Source organism: Vibrio sp. KUL78 (genome assembly GCF_059725505.1).
Map to the genome: position 1 here is coordinate 1,345,001 of NZ_AP045838.1, position 20,183 is coordinate 1,365,183.

Sequence of the window (20,183 nt, forward strand, 5' to 3'; positions counted from 1 at the left end):
CTAATGGGAGTCCATATATGAAGATGACGCGTGTTTTTTAAAGGTGATAGATTGTGTCGTTTCAATTATTTCTCGTGATGTCTATACCATTTACCCACTCCAAACGCCCTGAGCAATAAAGACACACTTATTAACAGTTTTGTGGGCAAACTTTACCCATTTTGTGAACGCCATCCGCTATACTGCACGCGAATTTATCGATACAACCACTTATTGCTAAAGGTTCATCATTGCTTAAACGTTGCTATCATCTGCTTGTTACACTGCTTATTACTGTATGCGCTCATACTGTAATCGCAGGCGAGCACCTGACGTTTGACTCTGCAACACTTGATAACCACACCATTACCGCACTAACGTTTTCTGAAGAAAACACCAACGTTATCGATTCCAATACCGACGATGAAGGCTCGGTACTCAATGACAATCTCGGTCCCTATTTTCTATCGACTTCAAGACGTATCATCGAAGATGGTCATGGTTCTGCGGTCAATACGGCGCCTGACTACTTTCTTCTGATTACCTTTTTGACTCCAAAGCTACTTGATGTCGCTATGGAGCCATCTCCACTTATTAGCCCACAAAGCGATTGGACGAGCAGCGCTCGCTATGCCTCTTCGCGGCTGTCTGGTTGGAAAGAAGCCAATACCCTCTACGTTCAAAAGCACGCACGCCACAGTTAACTCTCTCGGCTCAGTCTGCCTGAGTCATTGCCACGCGCAGCCCAATAGCCATTTAGGTCGTTTCCCTAGCTGATCACGCTTACCCGTTGATCAAAGCTACCAGACTGTTTTTCCAATATTTAGAAAAACAGCTGTGCCTTATTTCGTCATGACCCTACGGCTGCGCTCGACACAACATTATTGTGAGAGTTCTATTGTGAAAAAACGTAACTCGCAGCCTATCAATAGGTTTGCTAAGTGGAAATACATCGTTCTTATCACGACCCTAGTCGTGATGCTTTTCAGCGCACTGCCGTCTATCTATGGCGAAAATGCGGCGCTTCATATCAATCATCGAGGGCAGCAGTCCGATGCAACCAGCATCGCTCAACACCTGACCCAATCCGGCATCACGCCGTCTTCCATTAAGCAAGACGGAGACACCACCGTTGTCATTTTAGGCAGTGCCGAGCAGCAGGCCGAAGCACAGGCGATACTCAAAAATCACCTAGATGAGTCCATCACGGTGGCACTCGCCATGGAAGCCGCTGCACCCCAGTGGCTCTTGAATGCTGGCTTTAGCCCAATCGCTCTGGGCTTAGATCTTCGAGGTGGTGTCCAGTTCTTGCTTGAAGTGGATATGGCGCCCGTCTATCAAGCTCACCAACAGTCAGTAATTGATGAGTTCACCTCCGAGTTTCGCGCCAGCCGAGGTCGAATCACCAACGAGGGAGTACAGCTCACCTTGTTTGGAGATAGCGATAATAGCCGGGCGCGCAGCTTTGTTCGTCAGCAGTTTCCAAACTGGGATCGCTCGATACAAGATAACGTCATTCGCTTGACCCAATCCGATGATGAGAAAAGCACGCTGCGAAACTTAACCGTGCAGCAGAATCTACAGATCATGCGCGAACGTATCGCAGAGCTCGGCATCACCGAAGCCTCAGTGCAGAGACAAGGTGAAAACCGCATCCGTATTGAGCTACCTGGGGTACAAGACCCGGCAGCAGCCAAAGACGTGATTGGTGCCACGGCTTCATTGGCGTTTCATGCAGTCGCCGACACTCGCTCTAGCCGAGCGCTGACACTCATGGACAACGACAATCACCCTATCACGCTTGAACGCCGCGCCATCTTAGGCGGCGAGCACATTATCGATGCACGCGCTGGCGTGGGTGATATGGGGGCAGCAGAGGTGAACATTTCGCTGGATGTTTCTGGCGGTAGAAAGATGTCTCAGTTCACTCGCAGCAACATTGGCAATCCGATGGCGACGGTCTACAGCGAATACAGTCGTAATGCCAAAGGTGAAAGCGAACAAGTAAGTAAAGTAATTAGTGTTGCGACCATACAATCACAGCTTGGCAGCCGCTTTCGTATTACTGGTGTTGGCAGCATGCATGATGCTCAAGAACTGGCACTTCTTCTGCGCGCAGGGTCACTCACCGCACCGGTCACCATTATTGAAGAACGCACCATTGGCCCATCTCTGGGCGCTGAGAACGTTAAAAACGGCTTTGCTGCTCTCGCACTTGGGCTTGGTTTAACACTCACATTTATCGCACTTTGGTACCGCCGACTCGGCTGGGTGGCTAACACAGCACTTATCGCCAACATGGTGTGTTTATTTGGTCTTATTGCCTTGCTACCCGGCGCTGTGCTTACCCTGCCAGGTATTGCCGGGATGGTTTTGACCGTCGGCATGGCGGTAGATGCCAACGTGCTTATCTTTGAACGCATTAAAGACAAAATGCGCGAAGGACGCACCTTTGCTCAGAGCATTGATCGGGGCTTCCAAAGTGCCTTCCACTCTATCTTCGATGCCAACCTCACCACCATGATTGTGGCGATCGCACTCTATGCCATTGGTAATGGTCCAATTCAGGGCTTTGCGATCACTCTCGGGCTCGGTCTTCTTACCAGCATGTTCACCGGCGTATTCTTGTCTCGCGCCATCATCAACCTCGTTTGGGGGCGTGACCAACGCCGTGAAGTAAGGGTATAACCATGTCGATTACACATCGTTCACTCAGTCAAATTCGTCTTAGCATGTCGGCTTTGTCGGCAGTGGTGTTTCTCTCTGCCATTTTGGTAATGGCTACTAATGGCTTCAATTGGGGACTGGACTTCACCGGGGGCATCGTCGCCGAGGTTCGTCTGGATCCCTCCATCATGGCGACCGAGCTAAAACACTGGCTAGACAGCACCTTAATGCAAGATGTGCATGTGGTGAGTTCATCAGAGCCAGGTCGCTGGATACTACGCTATAACCAGATTGGCGAGGAAACTGTAGCGTTAGCTCCAATGCTGGAGTTAATCAGTGGCTCGGTTGAAGTTCTCAACAGCAGCATTGTAGGACCACAAGTCGGGCAAGACATGGTTGAGCAAGGCAGCATCGCCATTTTGGCCTGTTTCGCTTTGACGATGCTCTATCTCAGCTACCGATTCGAGTGGCGTCTTGCCCTTGGGGCTTTGGTGGCACTGATTCACGATATCGTGATTGTGCTCGGGCTGTTCTCGTTGCTTCAAATGGAGTTCAACTTGACGATATTGGCAGCCGTATTGGCGGTATTAGGCTACTCGCTCAATGACTCCATCATCATTGCCGATCGCGCTCGCGAGCTCTTTAAAGCAAAGCCGAATGAGTCAGCGGACAGGCTCATCAACGACTCAGTACGTGCAACTTTCTCTCGCACCATCGTGACATCAGGTACCACGCTGGTGACAGTCTCGAGCCTGTGGATTTTGGGCGGCGCGGAGCTAGAAGGGTTCGCGATTGCGCTTTGCGTCGGAATTGCTTGCGGTACTTGGTCCTCGATCTCAGTTGGCGTCACCTTGCCTCAATTAATTGGCGTCGATCCGAAACACTATGTCGCTAAATCAGCAAGCTTGGGAGACGAGATGCCATGATCCGATTTTTGAAGCAAGAATTTGTCCTACCGTTGGCGATCATCACGGTCTTTCTGTTCAAGCTTGGTGGTGACGGCTTGTTGCAAACACAGATGTTCTCGGCGCTCGGTATTGCCTTGGCTTTAGGTTTGTTTGCTGTTGTCATGTCCGCCATCTTTGCTGTTGTGAGACACTCTGATGCACTGGCGATAAAGCTTGGTGACCCCTATGGCACCTTGATTCTCACCCTCTCGGTGATCCTACTCGAAGTCGTGATGATCTCATCGGTAATGCTCACCGGTGAAGCCAACCCAATATTAGCTCGAGATACCATGTTCGCGGTGGTAATGACGGTGCTCAATGGCTTGGTGGGTATCACACTTCTGCTTGGCGGCATTAAGTACCACACACAGAAATACAACCTAGATGGCATCAAGTCCTATATGGTGGCGATTGTGCCGCTCGCACTGCTGTGTTTAGTTCTACCCAACTTTACCAGCGTGACTGAGTCTGGCGCGATGTCCACTACCTTGATGGCGACGCTAGTGCTCACCTCGATTGCGCTGTATGGCTTCTTCCTGTTCATCCAAACACGCAGCCATACACATTTCTTTATGGACGAAGACCATCAAGATGACCATGAGTTCCATGGACCGTTGGGCAGTAACCTTTACCATTCCATCATGCTGGTTGGCTATCTGACCGTTGTCATTCTGCTCGCGAAGAGCCTAGCAATCCCTATCGATGGCACGGTCACGTCCCTTGGCGCTCCGGCAGCAATTGGCGGCCTAATTGTAGCGATCTTGATCCTTGCACCGGAAGCCGTTGGCGCAGCCAAAGCGGCGCTGAACAATCAACTGCAACGCGCGATGAACCTGTTCTTCGGCTCAGTGTTGGCGACGATTGCGCTTACCGTGCCTGCGGTATTGCTGATTTCCAATGTGATTGAGCAGCCCATTCGACTCGGACTGGAGCCTGCCGAAATGGTGCTACTGGTCACCACCATTATTATGACTAGTGTCAGCTTTAGTAGTGGCAGAACCCACTCTCTCAATGGAGCGGCCCACTTAATCCTGTTTATTGCCTACATCATTTTGATGTTTGAGTAGCTTGGTCACCCAGCACCCAACAGTGCTGGGTTTGATGACAACACGTTTTAGGACACCCTATGCAAGAGATTTTAGTCGCCGTTTGGCACCACGATTTTGAAACGCTGCAAAGCGTGAGCTCATTGAAGGGATTCATACTTCTACTAGCGGTGATACTGCTGCTTGAATCCAGTTTCGTCTTTTTGCCTCTGCCAGGCGACAGCTTGGTGTTATTTGTAGGCGGTTTGGTAGGGTTAGGAATTATAGATTTTTACCCCGCCGCGGCAGCGCTATGGCGCCGCTTCGCTCGGCAGTATCAATGCGTACCTACAGGGCCGGGTATTGCACCAAACGCGATTTATGCCTTTTCTAACCCGATTACTACCAGACGATTCACTTCCTAGAGCCAAACATCTGCTAAGTAAATATGGCTTCTTATCGCTATTTATCTCACGCTTCATCCCGTTCGTTCGCGTGCTAACGCCTATGTTGATGGGGCTATCGAAGCTGAGTTTTTGGCGAACACTGAGCATCAGCATCACAAGTTCAGTGACATGGTGTTTGGTACTGTTGCTCGCGGGCAAATGGATAATGATTCATCCAAGGCTTTATGACTATCAAGAGATGATCTCTAAAGCGCTGGTTGTCACCAGTTTACTGCTGATGATGAGCGCCATTATTGGTTTGCTGTATCGATACGTTACGTCGCGTAAACGTGATGTGAGAATCTAAAAGTATAGAGCTCAACCTCTGTTAAGCGGTTGAGCTCATCATCGAAGAAGTCTGTATCCCATAAGTAATCGCCTCCCCCTTTCTTATCAATATCTCTCTAAACGATTAACGACATCATTAGGATTTCGACTCGCTGACCCACGCACATTACTGACTCCAATCTAATAAATAACCAGTCACGCCTCTTTCCTCTGCTTGCTGGGAATTCAATCACATTCATCCATTGAATTATCGAATGGAAACTAATTCGCTCAAACAATGAACAAGATGTCTAATAGCGCCATAAAGAAAAGTCATCACATTACTGAAGAGTTGCAGATGCATAACGCCATCAGATGAAGGGCGACTCAGAACAATGTGACTAGTTATTGGCTGACGCTGGCGACAAGAACCCTAACCCCCTTTGAAAAGCATACAGAGACACATCACCATGAAAAAGTTAATCCTTACCACTATCGCTGCATCTGTTCTAGTTGGTTGTGGCGGCGGTTCATCTTCCCCGTCTAAGACTGCACCTAAGTCCGCAACGCCCAAGTGTGAGGTCGGCCAAATCTGGAATGCGGAAGAAAAAAAATGTGTAGCCGTTAAGGATCGTGAAGTTCTACCACCACTACCTAAGCCGCCAGTAACAAAACCTAACCCGCCAACAGGGGAACACTGCAGCACCAACAACAAGTATGTGCAGCGCGAATATACCCATAGAGATTCTGGCCCTCGCGGTCGTTTCGAGCTCGCTGGTACTGATACCAACCTAGTGACGAACAATTGCAACGACGTTGATTACGAATCATATCGAGCACCAACCTCTACCGAGTCTCTAATTGCAGGTGGATATGAACTTCAATACTACGCAGGTGTAAAGCGCTATCAAAACGAAATCCCCGCTGAATATGCTGGCCATGCTTCTATTCGATTGAAGTTAGTCACTGCCAGCAGCGTGGATAATGTCGAGATCTGGGAAGCTACCACCACTTCCAATGTGCAAATTGAAGCACCTAGTGAAGCTAAGACTCTGGGCGCTACTCATTGCGAACTAGGTTCTCGTATGACATATCGCATGTTGATTCGTGACAATGCGTTTGTAGAATTCCGAAAGGGCAAGAACGGTGGCACCGCTCGTATTGATTGCGTGGATAGTGCTGGTCAGTCGGTATATGACACAAGCGGTGATATTCGCCTAACCAACGACTTTGAATATGACATGAGTGTTAGCAATTATAACCCGGTAGTCACTGCTGTGTGGGAGCAGTATGGCGCACTTGGTATGCGAACGAAATTCAATGAGGCTATGTTCCTAGCGAGTGAAAAGAAATCCAACTAGAGGTATAGCTCGATTTGCACTAAAAGCGTTCATCGATTTAAGCCTGAACTCGTGCACATGCTAACCGCATTGTTAATGCGGTTTCAAAAATTGAGCTTTTGGTGAACACTGAGTATCACTATTTAGCAAGGGCTCAACCTCTATTACAAGGTTGAGCCCACTATGGATTACTGAGGTAACAGCTGATTACTCAGGTAAAGGTTGATTACAATGACCAGTGAATCCGCTGCCAGCCCTTCTTTTCACCGAGCGCTTTTAACAGCGAACACGGGTTTATCAAATAGGCGTAGTCAGCAAACTCACACAATGGTCGGTCATTGATAGAGTCGGTATAGAAATGGATTTCAGAGTACTGCGTCGTACTCTCTATCAGCCATTGCTCCAGCCTCGCCACTTTGCCTTCTCGATAAGTCGGAATGCCGTCTATTCGAGCGGTGTAACAGCCGCCGTCTTCCGCCAAATCAATCCCCATCGCCTCATCAATGCCGATACGTTTACCGATAGCCGACACCAAAAAGCTCACAGATGCAGAGATGATCACCGTCTGAATGTTATCACGCTTAAGCTGCTCAATCAGTGTCGCTGCTTGTGGAAATAGACGAGGCATGATTTTCTCATCAATGCACTGCTCCACCAGCAAAGAGACGACCTCTTTTGAGACACCAGACAGAGGTGACATGGAAAACTTTAAGTAGTCTGCCATATCCATATTACCTTGTGCGTAGAGTGCCATTAAGCGCTCGTCTTCTTCCAAAAAATCAGGTGCGGTCGCTATCCCTTTTTCCACCAAGAATCGGTTCCACAGCATGGCACAATCCGCATCAAACAGCGTCTCGTCCATATCGAATACATAAAGGGGTTTAGACATTCTAAGCTCTCACTGGTTGAATTTCGTTTAGGTTAAACAGCAGCTCCAATTGACTGCCAACAGACAGCAAGCGTTCTGATGATCGGTTCAGCAAGTCGACAGTAAGCTCGCAATCATCTACGTCTACTTGGTAGCGAATCACATTACCCAGCAACTGGTGATTCTTAATGACACCAGTTCGCGGTGCAGAAATATGCTCGCCATACTGACGCCCTTGCTCGCGCACATAGATGGACTCTGGACGAATGGCGACTTTGCTGTTCACTTCAAGATCAAATAGTGATTTGGCTTGCGCTGCCTCCACCAGATTGTAGTGCCCCATAAAACCAGCAACGAACTCATTCACCGGATGGGTATAAATAGTCTCTGGCTCACCTTGCTGAACAATCTCGCCTTTATTCATCAAGAAGATACGATCAGACATAATCATTGCTTCTTCTTGGTCATGGGTGACAAAGATAGTGGTCAGATTAAGCTCTTTTTGAATAGTACGGATTTGCTGACGCAGGTTCTTACGGATTTTGGCATCGAGCGCAGACAAAGGCTCATCCAATAACAAGATCCTCGGTTTAACCACCAAAGCTCTAGCAAGGGCAACACGCTGCCTTTGACCACCAGATAGCTGGTGCGGGTACTGTTTCTCTTTGCCCGTCAATTCCACCAGCTCGATCACCTTGGCAACCTCGCGCTCTATCTCCGCCTTAGCCAGCTTTTGCATCTTGAGACCGAAGGCTATGTTTTCTACCACTGTCATATTCGGGAATAGAGCATAGGATTGAAATACCATGCCGATGCCTCGCTGCTGAGGCGCTGCGTGAGTGATATCGACTCCATCCACTAAAACCTGACCACCCTCTACCGGATTCAGTCCTGCGAGACTGCGCAGTAGTGTCGATTTTCCACAGCCACTAGGCCCGAGCAGAGTGATGAATTCCCCTTTTTCAATCGTGAAGTCGATGTCTTCGAAAACCGTGTTATTGCCGAATCGTTTGGTAAGTTGACTAACAGATACGTAGCTCATGATTTGCCCTTTTGTTGTTGACTGCTAAAACGGCTGGCAAGCCATGTCAGTAGGAAGATAAAGAAAAAGTAAGTCATCACTAACGCAGAGGTAAAATGACCACTGGTTTGACGCATGTTGTAGAGATAGATTTGCAGCGTTTCGTAACGTGTTCCCACCAAGATATTGGCGAACACAAATTCTCCCAATAGGAAAGAGAAAGATAAGAACAGCGACGCCAACAAACCCTTCTTCAAATTCGGAACGATGATCAAGAGGAACGCCTTGGTCGTGCTCGCGCCTAATAAGTGCGCCGCGTCCATCAAATCGTTCAAGTTGATCGCTTCGAAACTGTTGGATATCGCACGATACATAAACGGCAGCGCGATGGTGAAGTAGGTGCCAATTAAGATCCATGGCGTGCCAACCAAAGGCACCGCACTGTCAGCATAAATCTGTAATAGTCCCACCGAAGAGACCACTGGCGGCACTGCGAACGGCAGCAGAATAAGCACGTTCATCACTTTGTCGAGCTTTGGAAAGTAGTAAAACACCACAAAAATCGCCGGTAGGATCAACACCACACTCAATGCTAAGGCAGCGAAGCAAACCAACAGCGAACGCCCAAATGCCGCCAGAAAGCGTGAATCGGTAAGCAGCTGAATGTACCAATTGAAGGTAAAGCCGTCGGGTAAAATGGTGGCTCCCCAGCTTGAAGATAGGGAGTACACTAAAGTCGCGATGATCGGAATCAGCATCAGCCCAACTATGCCGTAGACAATGGCTTTGTGATAGTAAGTACTAACATTGCTTGTTAGCTTTTTGCTAGCGAGAGATTTGCTATTTTGAAGCATGATAACTCCTCGACAATAGCCACTGATTGATAACCGTAATGAAGGCGAGAATCGCCATTAGAATCACCGAAATGGCGGCAGCCAAATTCGGTTCAAGGAACAAATCACCCGATACTAAGCTCGCGATACGCACGGTAATCACGTTGTAGTTGCCCGTGGTCAGTGCGTAGACACTGGCGTATGCACCCATTGCGTTAGCAATCAAGATAATAAAGGTGCCAAGCAGCGCAGGAGACAGCACTGGCAGAGCAACCTGAGTCCAATACTGATGCGTTTTTGCACCAAGCAGCGCCGACGCGGACTGCCAATCGTCTTGCAGCGCATCAAACGCGGGATATAAGAGCAGCACACCTAATGGGATTTGGAAGTAAATGTAGATGACCAGAAGTCCCCATTTACCATAAAGGTTGAATCCCTCGATTAAACCATACTGCTTTAGGAGCAGCGTGACCGCACCGTTCACACCCAAAATGATGATAAAGGCGAACGCTAGAGGCACGCCGGCGAAATTACTGCTCATGTTAGTAAAGGCAATCACCCCATCGCGCAGCCGACTGCCGACTCTGCGCAGCGACGACACCAGTAGCGCAGCTATCGCGAGACCAATCACACTCGACCACACCGACAACCAAATACTGTTACTAAAGGCTTGAATCATGAAGCTGGAATCAAATACCTCTAGGTAATTGTCCAGCGAAAACTCGCCATCGTATTGAAAGCTATTGAAGAACACCCAAACCATTGGGGCGAGCTGAAAAAGATAGAAAAATAATACAAAGGGCGCGAGCCACAGGACGGGTTTAAAACGATTCCACATAGACGCGCCTTGGCGAGACTGCGTGCTGCCGTTGCTAGGCGTTTCGATTACTGAGCTACTCATAGCGCGATCATTTCCGGTGAATAAGGCTTACGATGCTCAAGCCCGAGAAGCTGACAACACAGCCCACAAAGCTCTGTTTGCTTCACGGTGGTTTCAGCATGGGTAAAGGTGTCGCCAATGACAAACAGCGGGACTTCACGCTCTTCAGGCAAGATTCCGCCGTGCGAAAGGTCATCGTTCATACCGTGATCACTCGTCACCATCACTTGATAACCCGCATCGACCCAAGTGCTGATGTAGTTCGATAGATAGATATCTGCCGCGCGAGCGCTGTTTCGATATTGCCTCGAATCCAAACCATGCTTGTGCCCTGCATCGTCGATATTCATTGGATGGATTAGGAGAAAATCTGGATTGACCTGCTGTCGGAGTGATTCCGCATCAAGGAACAACGCCTCATCAGGGTAGTGATCCCAATGATAGAAACGTCCATGCTGAATGTTGAGTGACTCATCGTCGGTGAAACGGTCACGCACTGCATCATACGGGGCTCGGTTGTAGAGTTCGCTCACCCAGTGATAAGCAGCCGCCGCCGTTACCTTGCCCTGTGATTTGGCGAGGCTAAAGATGGATTCTTCATTCGATAGGCGGACAATTTGATTGTTAACAATGCCGCTTAAGACAGGTGGCACACCAGTCAAAATACACTCATAGAGTGGCCTCGACATGGATGGAAGCTCACACTGAATTGGGTATAGGGTTGCTTTTTTCTGCTCGATTAAGCCGTTCAAGTAGCCCATGCAATCACGGGCTACTTGATAATTGAGACCATCGAGGACAACAAGAATGACCTTATTGCTCATACTTACCTCTTACTTAGGTTCTCAAATTACTGCTGGTGAATAAGCACGTTTTCTTGCCACTGACGAGGCAGACGGCGCGCTGATTTTTCCCATGCTTTAAAGTCCGTCACAGGGTGCACGTTGCCGTACTGGTCGTTTGAAATCAGCTTTTCTTGAATCGATGCAGGCAGCTCAACATTGGAGCGGATTGGGCGGGCATAGCCCTCTGCTAGGTTGATTTGACCGCGGTCGCTAAAGATGTGCTCACGAGCCAGTTTCGCCGCGTTCGGGTTCTTCGCGTACTTGTTGATGATGGTGGTGTAGCCAGAGATGACCGAACCATCTTGTGGAATGTTAACGCTAAAGCGCGAACGGTCGATTTGGTCACGGTAGTTCAGCGCGTTGAAATCCCAAAGGATAGCAACTTCGACTTCGCCTTTTTCAAGGTTCGCAATGCTTGGGTCTGTATATGACAAGCGGCCCTGTTTAGCTAGCTTTGAGAAGAACTCAATAGCAGGTTTAAGGTTAGATTCATCACCGCCATTAGCAAACGCTGCAGCTAGCACAGCGTTGTTTGCTTGTGCTGCGACACCCACATCACCGACTGTGACCTTGTAGTCACCTTCCAGTACGTCTTGCCAAGAGGTTGGCGCGTCTTTCACTAGGTTATTGTTCGAGATAAATGCGATAGTACCGGTATACGCCAGCGCCCAGTGACCATCTTTGTCTTTCGCCCAATCAGGAATGTCATTCCAAGTTGTTGGTTTATAAGGCTGCGTCACGCCCTTTTTGTACCGCTACGCGTGCAAAGGCGAAACCCACATCACCGATATCCGCTGTCGCATTTTTCTTTTCTGCTTCAAACTTAGCAATCTCTTGCGCCGAGCTCATATCAGTGTCTTGGTGCTTCAAGCCGTAAGTAGACTTAAGGTCATTCCAAGTATCTTTCCAGTTTGCCCAGCTACCAGGCATACCCACACTGTAAACCGCCCCTTCTTTCTTAGCAGCCTCAGCGAGCGCTTGCACGCTGTCGTCAGCCATAGCAGTCGAAGAGATCGCCGCAGCAATCAAAGTGGCAGTGCCAAGTTTTGCGATACTTGCACGGTTAAGCAAAGTTTTCATTGTCTCTATCCTTCTGGACTAGGTCAGTAAGTTCACTTTTTATGCTATTTCGCAAATGTGACAATTTAGGGCAGAGTTTTTGACGGTTTTGTGGAGGTTAAATGGCAGAAATGCGTCAGTTTGATGAAGGGAGTGGGTGGAGAGCTTGCTCTCAACGCGCGTCATTCCTGCGTAGGCAGGAAACTACTTGAGGTCTGGTGCGCGCTTGTAGAAGATCCCTGCCTGCGTAGGCGCACGGCCAGTGGGATGACGATGAATTGAGGTTAGATGAAATAGCTTTACTTTTTATTCCTCTGCTCGTGCGCCTATCCAGAGAGATGATCTTGCTCCCGACGCGCGTCATTCCTGCGCAGGCAGGAATCTACTTGAGGCTTGGTGGGCGCTTGAAGAAGATCCCTGCCTGCGTAGGCGCACGGCCAGTGGGATGACGGCCATTTTGGATCAGGAAGAGGTGACTTAGTGCTTATACCTAAACGTATTACTATCATCAATCACATCAATCTTCACCGGTAAAGTACCAGCATTGATGTTCCCAATCTGCTCAAACGACTTACGTGAAAGATCAATCACTCGCCCTTTCACAAACGGACCTCGGTCATTAATTTTCACATCGACGCTTTTGCCATTATTGGTATTCGTCACCCTGACAATAGTGCCAAACGGAAGCGTTTTATGAGCCGCAGTATAGGCTCTCATATTATAGCGCTCACCACTTGCGGTGCGTTTGCCATGGTATTTACTTCCATACCAAGATGCTTGGCCAACAAGCTCGTGAGAACGGGCATAACTGCTGGTTTTTGCATTATCGACGGACGCGGTTGAAGAACAACCAGCTAGAACTGTGAGAACCAGAGCGATAAAAGCGAGATTGAGTTTTTTCATGTTGTTTAAATATGAGGTTATTAATTTAGTCGGATTGAATTTTAATTATTGCTGATTTTGAGAAAAACTGGGTTTTGGCAACGTCATAGTTAGGAAAGATCTTATTAGTGAGCAGGTTACGATTAAAACCAGATGAGATTGAAGCCTTCATAAAACTGTTACCAAGCTGTCGTATCTTGTTCATCTATACGCTAATGGACTAGATCACAACAATGAAACCCCTTACCCAGCTCGCAAAGATCAAAACCACCATACGAGAGCAAATCTCCGGAAACATCATGCAGGCTGGGCAGAAGCTGCCTTCTGAGCGTGAGTTGAGTGAACTCTTCTCCACCACTCGAATTACCATTAAAGATGCCCTTACGTCACTTGAAACCGAAGGCTTGATCTATCGAGAAGAGCGCCGTGGCTGGTACGTTTCACCGCAGCGTATTCGCTATAACCCATTATCACGCAGTCACTTCCATCAAATGATTCGCGAACAAGACCGAATCGCGGAAACCAAGCTAGTGAACGTTAGAAGTGAGATGGCAAGGGGAGAATATGCAAAGGCACTATCGGTTGACACAATTACACCGATTCATGTGATTGAACGACTACGCTACATCGATGGGCGCGTAGTACTGTTTGTGGAAAATTGTCTGATTGCCTCGCTGTTCCCCGATATATTGAATGAGAACCTAACTATGTCTCTCACCCAGTGCTATCAAGAAAGATACGGGTACGAGACAAGGCGCTCACACTTCGATGTGATTCCTACATCAGCACCCAGTCATGTCGCCAAAGCGCTCAATTTGGCAGAGGGGCAACCTGTGCTCAAGATCTGTCGTGTGAACTACAAGCAAGATGGCGTGTTGATGGATTGTGAGTTTGAGTATTGGCGTCCCGATGCCATGATGATTTGCATCGACAGCGAGTCCCAATAACCAAAGTACTAGAAGTCTAGGTGAAGCGTTTACGATATTGAGACGGTGAGATACCTTGCAGCCTCGAAAAGGCATGTGTAAAGGTGCTTTGCCCGGAGAAGCCTGTCAGCTCAGCAATCTGCCCTAGGTTTAGGTGACCTTGCTCGATGTAGCGTTTCGCCGCATCGACACGCTTATTAAGCACGTACTGATGAGGGGTAATACCCAACTGCTCTTTGAACAGCATATGGAACTGACTCTCGCCAAGAAAGACACTTCCTGCTAACTGAGCGACAGAAATCTTATGAGCAAGATGCTGCTCGATGTAAAGATCGATCTGTTCAAGGTCGAAGCGAGAGTCCCGCAGCGAGGTTTTTAACTCCGAGATATGGCGCTGCAGCAGAGCAACCACTGTATCGTTACATGCACGGCTAAGCAGCAGATCATCCGGACTGCTTTTCATCTCTGCCACCAGCATTTGAATCAGCTTTTGGATCTGAATATCAAGCTGAAAGTAGGTTTTACTTTGCGATAACTCATTGATTCGTTGAAGAAGAACCGGATCGTCATCACTCGGCAATGGCATATTCAACACTAGGATATCAGGCTGATCAATCACACCACCGAAAGCATGATCAAGGTTTGATGTCACCACGCAGCCTTGACCGGGCCCCACAAGGTTGCCGATTCCACCCACTTCGAACTCGGACTTTCCCTTTAGGCCGATGACCACTTGAGTATAGTGATGCTCGTGAGAGTCCATATGCGAAGGCAATCGTACGATTTCTGCAGGCTTAATGATTTTAGGTGCTGGGGAAGCATGATCAAGGATGTCATTGTTTCGTTTAACCATGTTTCCGACCGCCATGTAAGTTGAATTTCGATCCGCGGAGTATACCTATTTACATCCAATTTGGAAAAACTAATCGCTCCAGCCCTTGTGCTTGCTCACTTTAACGTTGCGCGTTTGCAAAAGTAGTAAGCATGCAAAAAGGATCCTAACTTGATCAAGCTTCCGGAACGATGATCATGTTGAGACAAGTTACGGTGCTTGTAATTTGTACTAAATTCGCCGGAAGTTATAAAAAAAGCTGCGAAAACCGCAGCTTAGATAAATCTCGTTGCTCAAAAGCGAAAGCATTCCAAATGCAGTGCAGTCAGAAAAATGAGTTACGGCGCTAAACGTTCCGCTTCCCAGTGACCTGTTCCGTCCTTGCTGAACAGAAAACGATCATGCAGGCGGTGCTCACCACCTTGCCAGAACTCTATCGACTCTGGACGAATACGGTAGCCCCCCCAAAACGTCGGAACAGGGATCTCACCTTTTGCAAACTTCTGCTTAAGTTCTAAGAATTTACCTTCCAGCACGCCACGAGCCGAGATACGGCTACTTTGTTTACTGGCAATCGCAGCCAATTGGCTCTCTTTCGGACGAGAGGTAAAGTACTTCATGTTTTCCATCGCCGTCAGCTTCTCAGCCACGCCAGTGATATGCACCTGACGCTCTAGGTTGTGCCAAGGGAAGTGCAGGCTCACTTTGTTATTGTGCTCTATTTGCTGAGCTTTGCGACTGCCAAGGTTGGTATAAAACACAAACCCATTTTCATCAACGTTCTTAAGCAGCACGATGCGTTGAAAAGGCATGCCGTTTTCGTCAACGGTTGCCACTGTCATTGCGGTAGGATCAGTCAGCTTGGCTTCCACTGCCTGCTCTAGCCATTTATTGAATTGGACAATAGGGTCATCCGCTAAGTCTTTACGACGCAAACCACCTTTCGAGTATTCGCGGCGAATATCTTCAATTCCCATAACAACTCCTCACTTTTTTGTGAATTCTGCGCTGATATGTGGCAGAAAACAACCCGAATTCCCCTTCTGGTCATCGATTTTTGAAATCCATCTCCTAGTTTGTAATGAAATGGTGATGGGTTTTCGCTGACCAGACATTATTTCGATAATTCATTACTTTATATTCACCCCGTCACTGCTAAACTTTTGGGTAATAGATGAAAAGGATGTCACCCTCAGCGGCAGGTTACCTACTGAACTACGCCCAATAATGCAGTATGGATCGACTCTTTCGTTAAGAAGAGGTTACAGATAGACAGTGTTAGTAATAGAATCAAAACATTAGTCGCATCCTAAACAGACCATTTCGGATGAAATATGGACAAGAAAGAATACAAAAAGGTGTCGGACGCCGAACTGGATTATATCGACGACAAAACCGCTGCTTTGCTGCTCAATACGCCCACCAGCGCCAGAATCATGCTCTGGGTCATGTTGCTATTTTTTGTTTGTGCCGTGGCCTGGGCTGCATGGGCAGAGATCGATAAGGTTACCGTTGGCCAAGGCAAAGTCATCCCTTCCTCTCAAGTTCAGGTCATTCAAAACCTCGAAGGTGGCTTGGTGAAAGAGATTCTGATCCGTGAGGGCGACATAGTTACCCAAGGACAGCAACTGCTACTTATCGATGATACGCGATTCCGCTCAGACTTTCGTGAGCGCGAACAGCAAGTACTCAATCTAACGGCAAGCGTTTTGCAACTCTCCGCTTCGCTAACCAGTGTGATTATAGATGAATCAAAATCAGGAAGTGACTGGCGACAATCTGTCACTCTCGATACCACTAAGCTTGCCTACCCTCCTACGTTCGAAGAAAACAATAAGAGCTTGGTTTCTCGCCAAAGAGCGGAATACCGACAGGATCTCAATGAGCTTCGAAACGAATTATCAGTCATTGATCAACAGGTAAGACAAAAACAGCAAGACCTCGTTGAGATGCAAGCCCGAGTTCGCAACCTAAGAAACGGCTACAACCTCGCTCGCGACGAGCTAAACATCACTAAGCCTCTAGCCGATGAAGGTGTCGTTCCAAAAGTTGAACTGCTTAAGCTACAACGACAGGTCAACGACACAAGACGAGAACTTACTTCAACGGAGCTTAAATTGCCGGCTCTACGCTCTGCCATCGAGGAAGCAAAACTGAGCCGTATCGACATCGCACAGAAATTCCGCTCAGAGCAGCAAGAAAAACTCAATGAAGCGCAAGACCGCCTTTCTTCTATGACAGAGTCAGCGGTAGGCCTTGAAGACAGAGTGAACCGAACGGTCGTGGTTTCTCCAGTAAATGGAACGGTGAAAACACTCAACGTCAATACGGTAGGCGGCGTAATCCAGCCGGGGATGGATATTGTTGAAATTGTTCCGACTGAAGACACCCTGCTGGTTGAAGCAAAAATTGCCCCACAAGACATCGCGTTTTTACGCCCAGATTTACACGCTATCGTGAAGTTCAGTGCCTACGATTTTACAAAGTACGGCGGCTTGGACGGAACGCTTGAACACATTAGCGCGGATACAACACAAGACGAAGAAGGTAATAGCTTCTATATCGTCCGAGTAAGAACAGACAAGACCAATTTTGGTCACGATGAAACCTTGCCAATTATTCCTGGCATGACCGCATCGGTGGACATTATTACCGGTAAACGCACGGTGCTGGATTACCTGCTTAAACCGATACTAAGCGCACAAAATAACGCTCTTAGAGAGTAAAAGGGACTGAGTGATAAAGAGTGAGCGCACGGAGCGTCTGCGCGCCAGAATAACGTTTGCATTAATAGGCTGTGCCGCCGCGGTAGCAATATCACTAGCGGGAACAAGTGACGCCTATACCAAACAAGAGCAGCGTTGGATTAGCACGGTAACCAAGACTTACGGAGACAGAGCTGGGAAACGAGTCCAGACCTGGCGCTCCGTGCTGGCTGGTTTACAGGGTAAATCTGAGAAGCAACAATTGATTGGCGTAAACGAGTTCTTCAATCAGCTCAACTTTGTCGACGATATTCGCTTGTGGGGAAAAAAGGACTACTGGGCAACGCCGTTAGAGTTTCTAGGAAGCAATGCAGGCGACTGTGAAGATTTCACAATCGCTAAATACTTCTCGCTGCTAGAGCTTGGGATCTCAGATCAAAAACTCCGTCTAGTGTACGTCAAGGCGATAGAACTGAACCAGTTCCACATGGTTCTCGCTTACTACGAAACCCCTCGTTCTCAACCGCTGATCTTGGACAACCTAATCGGCGACATAAAGCCCGCGTCTAAACGCGGCGATCTATTACCGATATACAGCTTTAATGGTCGCAACCTATGGACCATGAAAACTACCCAAGGCAAGTTAGCCGGAAAGTCGTCGAGACTTAAATTATGGAATGATTTGCGCAGTCGCGAGCGCTCATTAACGTTACGGAAACCAAAGGTAAATTACGACGAGTAAATAATTATGACACTATACAGACAGCTAGTGGTCGGCATGATAGCAGTATTTGTGCTGCTGTTAACGTCGGTGTTTATCATCGAATTCAACACAACAAGAAACTTCCTAGAGCAGCAGCAACGCTCGGAGGTAAACAACACCATCAACACGGTGGGGCTTGCCTTAGCGCCGTATCTGAAATCTCAGGATAGTGTCGCTGTTGAATCGGTAATTAACGCGCTTTTTGACGGCAGTACCTACTCAACGGTACGCTTGGTTTTTCTCGAAACCAATGAGGAAATCGTCCGTAGTTACCCAATCAAGCCAAGCGATGTCCCTGAGTGGTTTACCAACCTTTCCCTATTCTCGCCAATCAACGACTCTCGAGTTGTGACCAGTGGCTGGCTGCAACTTGCCGAAGTTGAAATCATCAGTCATCCTGGCGAAGCATACTCACAGCTCTGGTCTGCTTTCGAGAGGTTGTCTGCTGCCTTCTTAGGTATCTTTGCTCTTGGCCTGCTCTCCATTTCCTTTATTCTGCGCCGCGCTCTTAACCCTCTGCGCGCCATCGTGCAGAAAATGGAACAGGTTGCCAATCGCCAGTTTGGTGAGCCGCTATTGAGACCCAAAACCAAAGATCTGATTGCTGTTGTTGATGGTATCAACAGCATGTCTGCGCACGTCGAAGAGTCCTTTAAACAACAAGCAAAAGAGGCGCAAAAACTCCGCGAGCGCGCCTACATGGATCCTGTTTCTCATCTAGGTAACCGTGCATTCTTCATGGGGCAACTCAACCAGTGGCTGTCTGAATCTTCACTGGGCGGTGTCGCGATTCTCCATGCAGAATTTATTAAACACACCTACAAATCCGATGGATACGAGGCGGGTGATGGTCTAGTCCGTGAACTGGCGGACTTGCTGTCAATGACCATTAACCTGCCGAATACCGTCATTGCGCGAATCTCGACGGATGAATTTGGTTTCGTGTTCCCTAACATCGATGAAAATGAATTAAAATTTGCTGCCAATAGCATTATTACCTGTATTCAAGACCTCAACGCCGATCCAACAGGTCTTAGTAAAGCAAAAGCATCACTGGGTGTGGTGTTTAATGAAGAGCGTAAGAATTCCACACAAATGCTGTCGGTGTTGGATAATGCGCTAACCAAAGCAAAATCTAACCCAGAGATCGACTACGGCTACATCTCAAGCGAGCATACTGGCGTTATCATGGGTAAACAGCAGTGGCGTGCCTTGGTGGAAGAAGCGATTAATAATGACGAAGTCACTTTCCGATTCCAGTCAGCCAACAGCAGTTTTGGAGAGACCTATCACCGCGAAGTCTTCTCTGCGATTGAGAAAGATGGCGAGCGCTATACCGCTAACCAATACCTGTTAGCACTAGAGCAACTTGATGCCAGCCATATCTTTGACGAGCACGTGATTATTTCGGTTATCCGCAAACTAGAACGCCAAGAAATGGCAGATGCTATCGCTATCAACATCACACCGACTAGTATTGCTCAACCAAGCTTTATTCGTTGGATCTCACAAGAATTGGCTAAACACCCTAGCATCTGTGAGAAACTGCATTTTGAGATCCCAGAGACCTGCTTTATCAGTAATCCACACCACACCGCGCTTTTCTGTAATGCTGTTCGCAGCGCTGGCGCCATGTTTGGTGTTGATAACTATGGTCGAAACTTCCAATCATTAGAGTATTTGAATGAATTTAGGCCTGACTATGTGAAACTCGATTATCTGTACACTCACCAACTTGATGATGAAAAACAGAAATTTACGCTCACCTCTATCTCTAGAACTGCCCATAACTTAGGCATTAAAACGATCGCCTCGCGAGTGGAAACACAAACGCAGCTGGACTTCTTGTCTGAGCACTTTGTGGATGTATTCCAAGGCTTCATTGTGGACAAATAACA

The 20,183-nt window shown here is 48.0% G+C and carries 17 protein-coding genes and 2 pseudogenes; 10 read left to right on the plus strand and 9 right to left on the minus strand.

Features of this window, described 5'->3' with window-relative positions; translation table 11 throughout:
* Positions 1 to 230: 230 nt before the first annotated feature.
* From AC6I8Y_RS22585 to AC6I8Y_RS22610, 6 genes and pseudogenes are all read left to right on the plus strand, one after another.
* The gene (locus AC6I8Y_RS22585; RefSeq protein WP_498021794.1) at positions 231 to 683 is read left to right on the plus strand and encodes a hypothetical protein; all 453 of its coding nucleotides are present in this window, start codon (positions 231 to 233) and stop codon (positions 681 to 683) included.
* Between the two features lie 148 nt (positions 684 to 831).
* Positions 832 to 2,667, plus strand: coding sequence for a protein translocase subunit SecD (gene secD, locus AC6I8Y_RS22590; RefSeq protein WP_498023094.1), 1,836 nt, complete (start codon positions 832 to 834; stop codon positions 2,665 to 2,667).
* 2 nt (positions 2,668 to 2,669) lie between these two features.
* Positions 2,670 to 3,572: a protein translocase subunit SecF gene (secF, locus tag AC6I8Y_RS22595; RefSeq protein WP_498021795.1), complete on the plus strand. Its 903-nt coding sequence runs from the start codon at positions 2,670 to 2,672 to the stop codon at positions 3,570 to 3,572.
* Complete coding sequence (locus AC6I8Y_RS22600) at positions 3,569 to 4,660, plus strand: calcium:cation antiporter (RefSeq protein WP_498021796.1); 1,092 nt, start codon at positions 3,569 to 3,571, stop codon at positions 4,658 to 4,660. Before secF ends, AC6I8Y_RS22600 begins: the two co-directional genes overlap by 4 nt.
* A gap of 59 nt (positions 4,661 to 4,719) precedes the next feature.
* A pseudogene (locus AC6I8Y_RS22605) lies at positions 4,720 to 5,371 on the plus strand (DedA family protein).
* A 430-nt stretch (positions 5,372 to 5,801) separates the two neighbouring features.
* Positions 5,802 to 6,692, plus strand: a complete 891-nt coding sequence (locus AC6I8Y_RS22610; RefSeq protein ID WP_498021797.1) for a hypothetical protein — start codon at positions 5,802 to 5,804, stop codon at positions 6,690 to 6,692.
* 205 nt (positions 6,693 to 6,897) lie between these two features.
* On the opposite strand, the gene AC6I8Y_RS22615 is transcribed toward AC6I8Y_RS22610, so the two are convergent.
* The 7 genes and pseudogenes from AC6I8Y_RS22615 to AC6I8Y_RS22645 all read right to left on the minus strand — a co-directional run bounded on the left by AC6I8Y_RS22615 (position 6,898) and on the right by AC6I8Y_RS22645 (position 13,080).
* Positions 6,898 to 7,560, minus strand: a complete 663-nt coding sequence (locus tag AC6I8Y_RS22615) for an HAD family hydrolase (RefSeq protein ID WP_394149694.1) — start codon at positions 7,558 to 7,560, stop codon at positions 6,898 to 6,900.
* A gap of 1 nt (position 7,561) precedes the next feature.
* Positions 7,562 to 8,581: an ABC transporter ATP-binding protein gene (locus AC6I8Y_RS22620; protein WP_394149696.1), complete on the minus strand. Its 1,020-nt coding sequence runs from the start codon at positions 8,579 to 8,581 to the stop codon at positions 7,562 to 7,564.
* A complete protein-coding gene (locus AC6I8Y_RS22625) occupies positions 8,578 to 9,318 on the minus strand; it encodes an ABC transporter permease (protein WP_498023096.1) in 741 nt (246 codons plus the stop codon). The genes AC6I8Y_RS22620 and AC6I8Y_RS22625 overlap by 4 nt, the downstream gene beginning before the upstream one ends.
* 82 nt (positions 9,319 to 9,400) lie before the next feature.
* On the minus strand, positions 9,401 to 10,294 hold the full coding sequence (locus AC6I8Y_RS22630) for an ABC transporter permease (RefSeq protein ID WP_498021798.1): 894 nt from the start codon (positions 10,292 to 10,294) through the stop codon (positions 9,401 to 9,403).
* Complete coding sequence (locus AC6I8Y_RS22635; RefSeq protein ID WP_498021799.1) at positions 10,291 to 11,097, minus strand: alkaline phosphatase family protein; 807 nt, start codon at positions 11,095 to 11,097, stop codon at positions 10,291 to 10,293. Before AC6I8Y_RS22635 ends, AC6I8Y_RS22630 begins: the two co-directional genes overlap by 4 nt.
* A gap of 26 nt (positions 11,098 to 11,123) precedes the next feature.
* A pseudogene (locus AC6I8Y_RS22640) lies at positions 11,124 to 12,198 on the minus strand (ABC transporter substrate-binding protein).
* A gap of 456 nt (positions 12,199 to 12,654) precedes the next feature.
* A complete protein-coding gene (locus tag AC6I8Y_RS22645; RefSeq protein ID WP_498021800.1) occupies positions 12,655 to 13,080 on the minus strand; it encodes a septal ring lytic transglycosylase RlpA family protein in 426 nt (141 codons plus the stop codon).
* Positions 13,081 to 13,292: 212 nt separating this feature from the next.
* Here AC6I8Y_RS22645 and AC6I8Y_RS22650 point away from each other — a divergent pair, with 212 nt between their 5' ends.
* Positions 13,293 to 14,006 (plus strand): UTRA domain-containing protein, encoded by a 714-nt coding sequence (locus AC6I8Y_RS22650; RefSeq protein WP_498021801.1) that lies wholly within the window; start codon positions 13,293 to 13,295, stop codon positions 14,004 to 14,006.
* 16 nt (positions 14,007 to 14,022) lie between these two features.
* On the opposite strand, the gene AC6I8Y_RS22655 is transcribed toward AC6I8Y_RS22650, so the two are convergent.
* The gene (locus AC6I8Y_RS22655; protein ID WP_498021802.1) at positions 14,023 to 14,838 is read right to left on the minus strand and encodes a helix-turn-helix domain-containing protein; all 816 of its coding nucleotides are present in this window, start codon (positions 14,836 to 14,838) and stop codon (positions 14,023 to 14,025) included.
* A 317-nt stretch (positions 14,839 to 15,155) separates the two neighbouring features.
* Positions 15,156 to 15,794 (minus strand): pyridoxamine 5'-phosphate oxidase, encoded by a 639-nt coding sequence (gene pdxH, locus AC6I8Y_RS22660; protein WP_042475029.1) that lies wholly within the window; start codon positions 15,792 to 15,794, stop codon positions 15,156 to 15,158.
* A gap of 357 nt (positions 15,795 to 16,151) precedes the next feature.
* Here pdxH and AC6I8Y_RS22665 point away from each other — a divergent pair, with 357 nt between their 5' ends.
* From AC6I8Y_RS22665 to AC6I8Y_RS22675, 3 genes are all read left to right on the plus strand, one after another.
* On the plus strand, positions 16,152 to 17,543 hold the full coding sequence (locus AC6I8Y_RS22665; protein WP_252015937.1) for an HlyD family type I secretion periplasmic adaptor subunit: 1,392 nt from the start codon (positions 16,152 to 16,154) through the stop codon (positions 17,541 to 17,543).
* 64 nt (positions 17,544 to 17,607) lie between these two features.
* Positions 17,608 to 18,264: a transglutaminase-like cysteine peptidase gene (locus AC6I8Y_RS22670; protein WP_498023097.1), complete on the plus strand. Its 657-nt coding sequence runs from the start codon at positions 17,608 to 17,610 to the stop codon at positions 18,262 to 18,264.
* A gap of 6 nt (positions 18,265 to 18,270) precedes the next feature.
* Entirely contained in the window at positions 18,271 to 20,181 is a 1,911-nt protein-coding gene (locus tag AC6I8Y_RS22675; RefSeq protein WP_394149706.1) for a bifunctional diguanylate cyclase/phosphodiesterase, read from the plus strand.
* The last annotated feature ends 2 nt before the right edge of the window (positions 20,182 to 20,183 follow it).

Bases quoted from the DNA above. Each gene is read 5' to 3' on its own strand.
- secD (WP_498023094.1), top strand. From the start codon at position 832: ATGACCCTACGGCTGCGCTCGACACAACATTATTGTGAGAGTTCTATT.
- secF (WP_498021795.1), top strand. From the start codon at position 2,670: ATGTCGATTACACATCGTTCACTCAGTCAAATTCGTCTTAGCATGTCG.
- AC6I8Y_RS22600 (WP_498021796.1), top strand. From the start codon at position 3,569: ATGATCCGATTTTTGAAGCAAGAATTTGTCCTACCGTTGGCGATCATC.
- AC6I8Y_RS22610 (WP_498021797.1), top strand. From the start codon at position 5,802: ATGAAAAAGTTAATCCTTACCACTATCGCTGCATCTGTTCTAGTTGGT.
- AC6I8Y_RS22615 (WP_394149694.1), bottom strand. From the start codon at position 7,560: ATGTCTAAACCCCTTTATGTATTCGATATGGACGAGACGCTGTTTGAT.
- AC6I8Y_RS22620 (WP_394149696.1), bottom strand. From the start codon at position 8,581: ATGAGCTACGTATCTGTTAGTCAACTTACCAAACGATTCGGCAATAAC.
- AC6I8Y_RS22625 (WP_498023096.1), bottom strand. From the start codon at position 9,318: ATGCTGATTCCGATCATCGCGACTTTAGTGTACTCCCTATCTTCAAGC.
- AC6I8Y_RS22630 (WP_498021798.1), bottom strand. From the start codon at position 10,294: ATGAGTAGCTCAGTAATCGAAACGCCTAGCAACGGCAGCACGCAGTCT.
- AC6I8Y_RS22635 (WP_498021799.1), bottom strand. From the start codon at position 11,097: ATGAGCAATAAGGTCATTCTTGTTGTCCTCGATGGTCTCAATTATCAA.
- AC6I8Y_RS22645 (WP_498021800.1), bottom strand. From the start codon at position 13,080: ATGAAAAAACTCAATCTCGCTTTTATCGCTCTGGTTCTCACAGTTCTA.
- AC6I8Y_RS22650 (WP_498021801.1), top strand. From the start codon at position 13,293: ATGAAACCCCTTACCCAGCTCGCAAAGATCAAAACCACCATACGAGAG.
- AC6I8Y_RS22655 (WP_498021802.1), bottom strand. From the start codon at position 14,838: ATGGTTAAACGAAACAATGACATCCTTGATCATGCTTCCCCAGCACCT.
- pdxH (WP_042475029.1), bottom strand. From the start codon at position 15,794: ATGGGAATTGAAGATATTCGCCGCGAATACTCGAAAGGTGGTTTGCGT.
- AC6I8Y_RS22665 (WP_252015937.1), top strand. From the start codon at position 16,152: ATGGACAAGAAAGAATACAAAAAGGTGTCGGACGCCGAACTGGATTAT.
- AC6I8Y_RS22675 (WP_394149706.1), top strand. From the start codon at position 18,271: ATGACACTATACAGACAGCTAGTGGTCGGCATGATAGCAGTATTTGTG.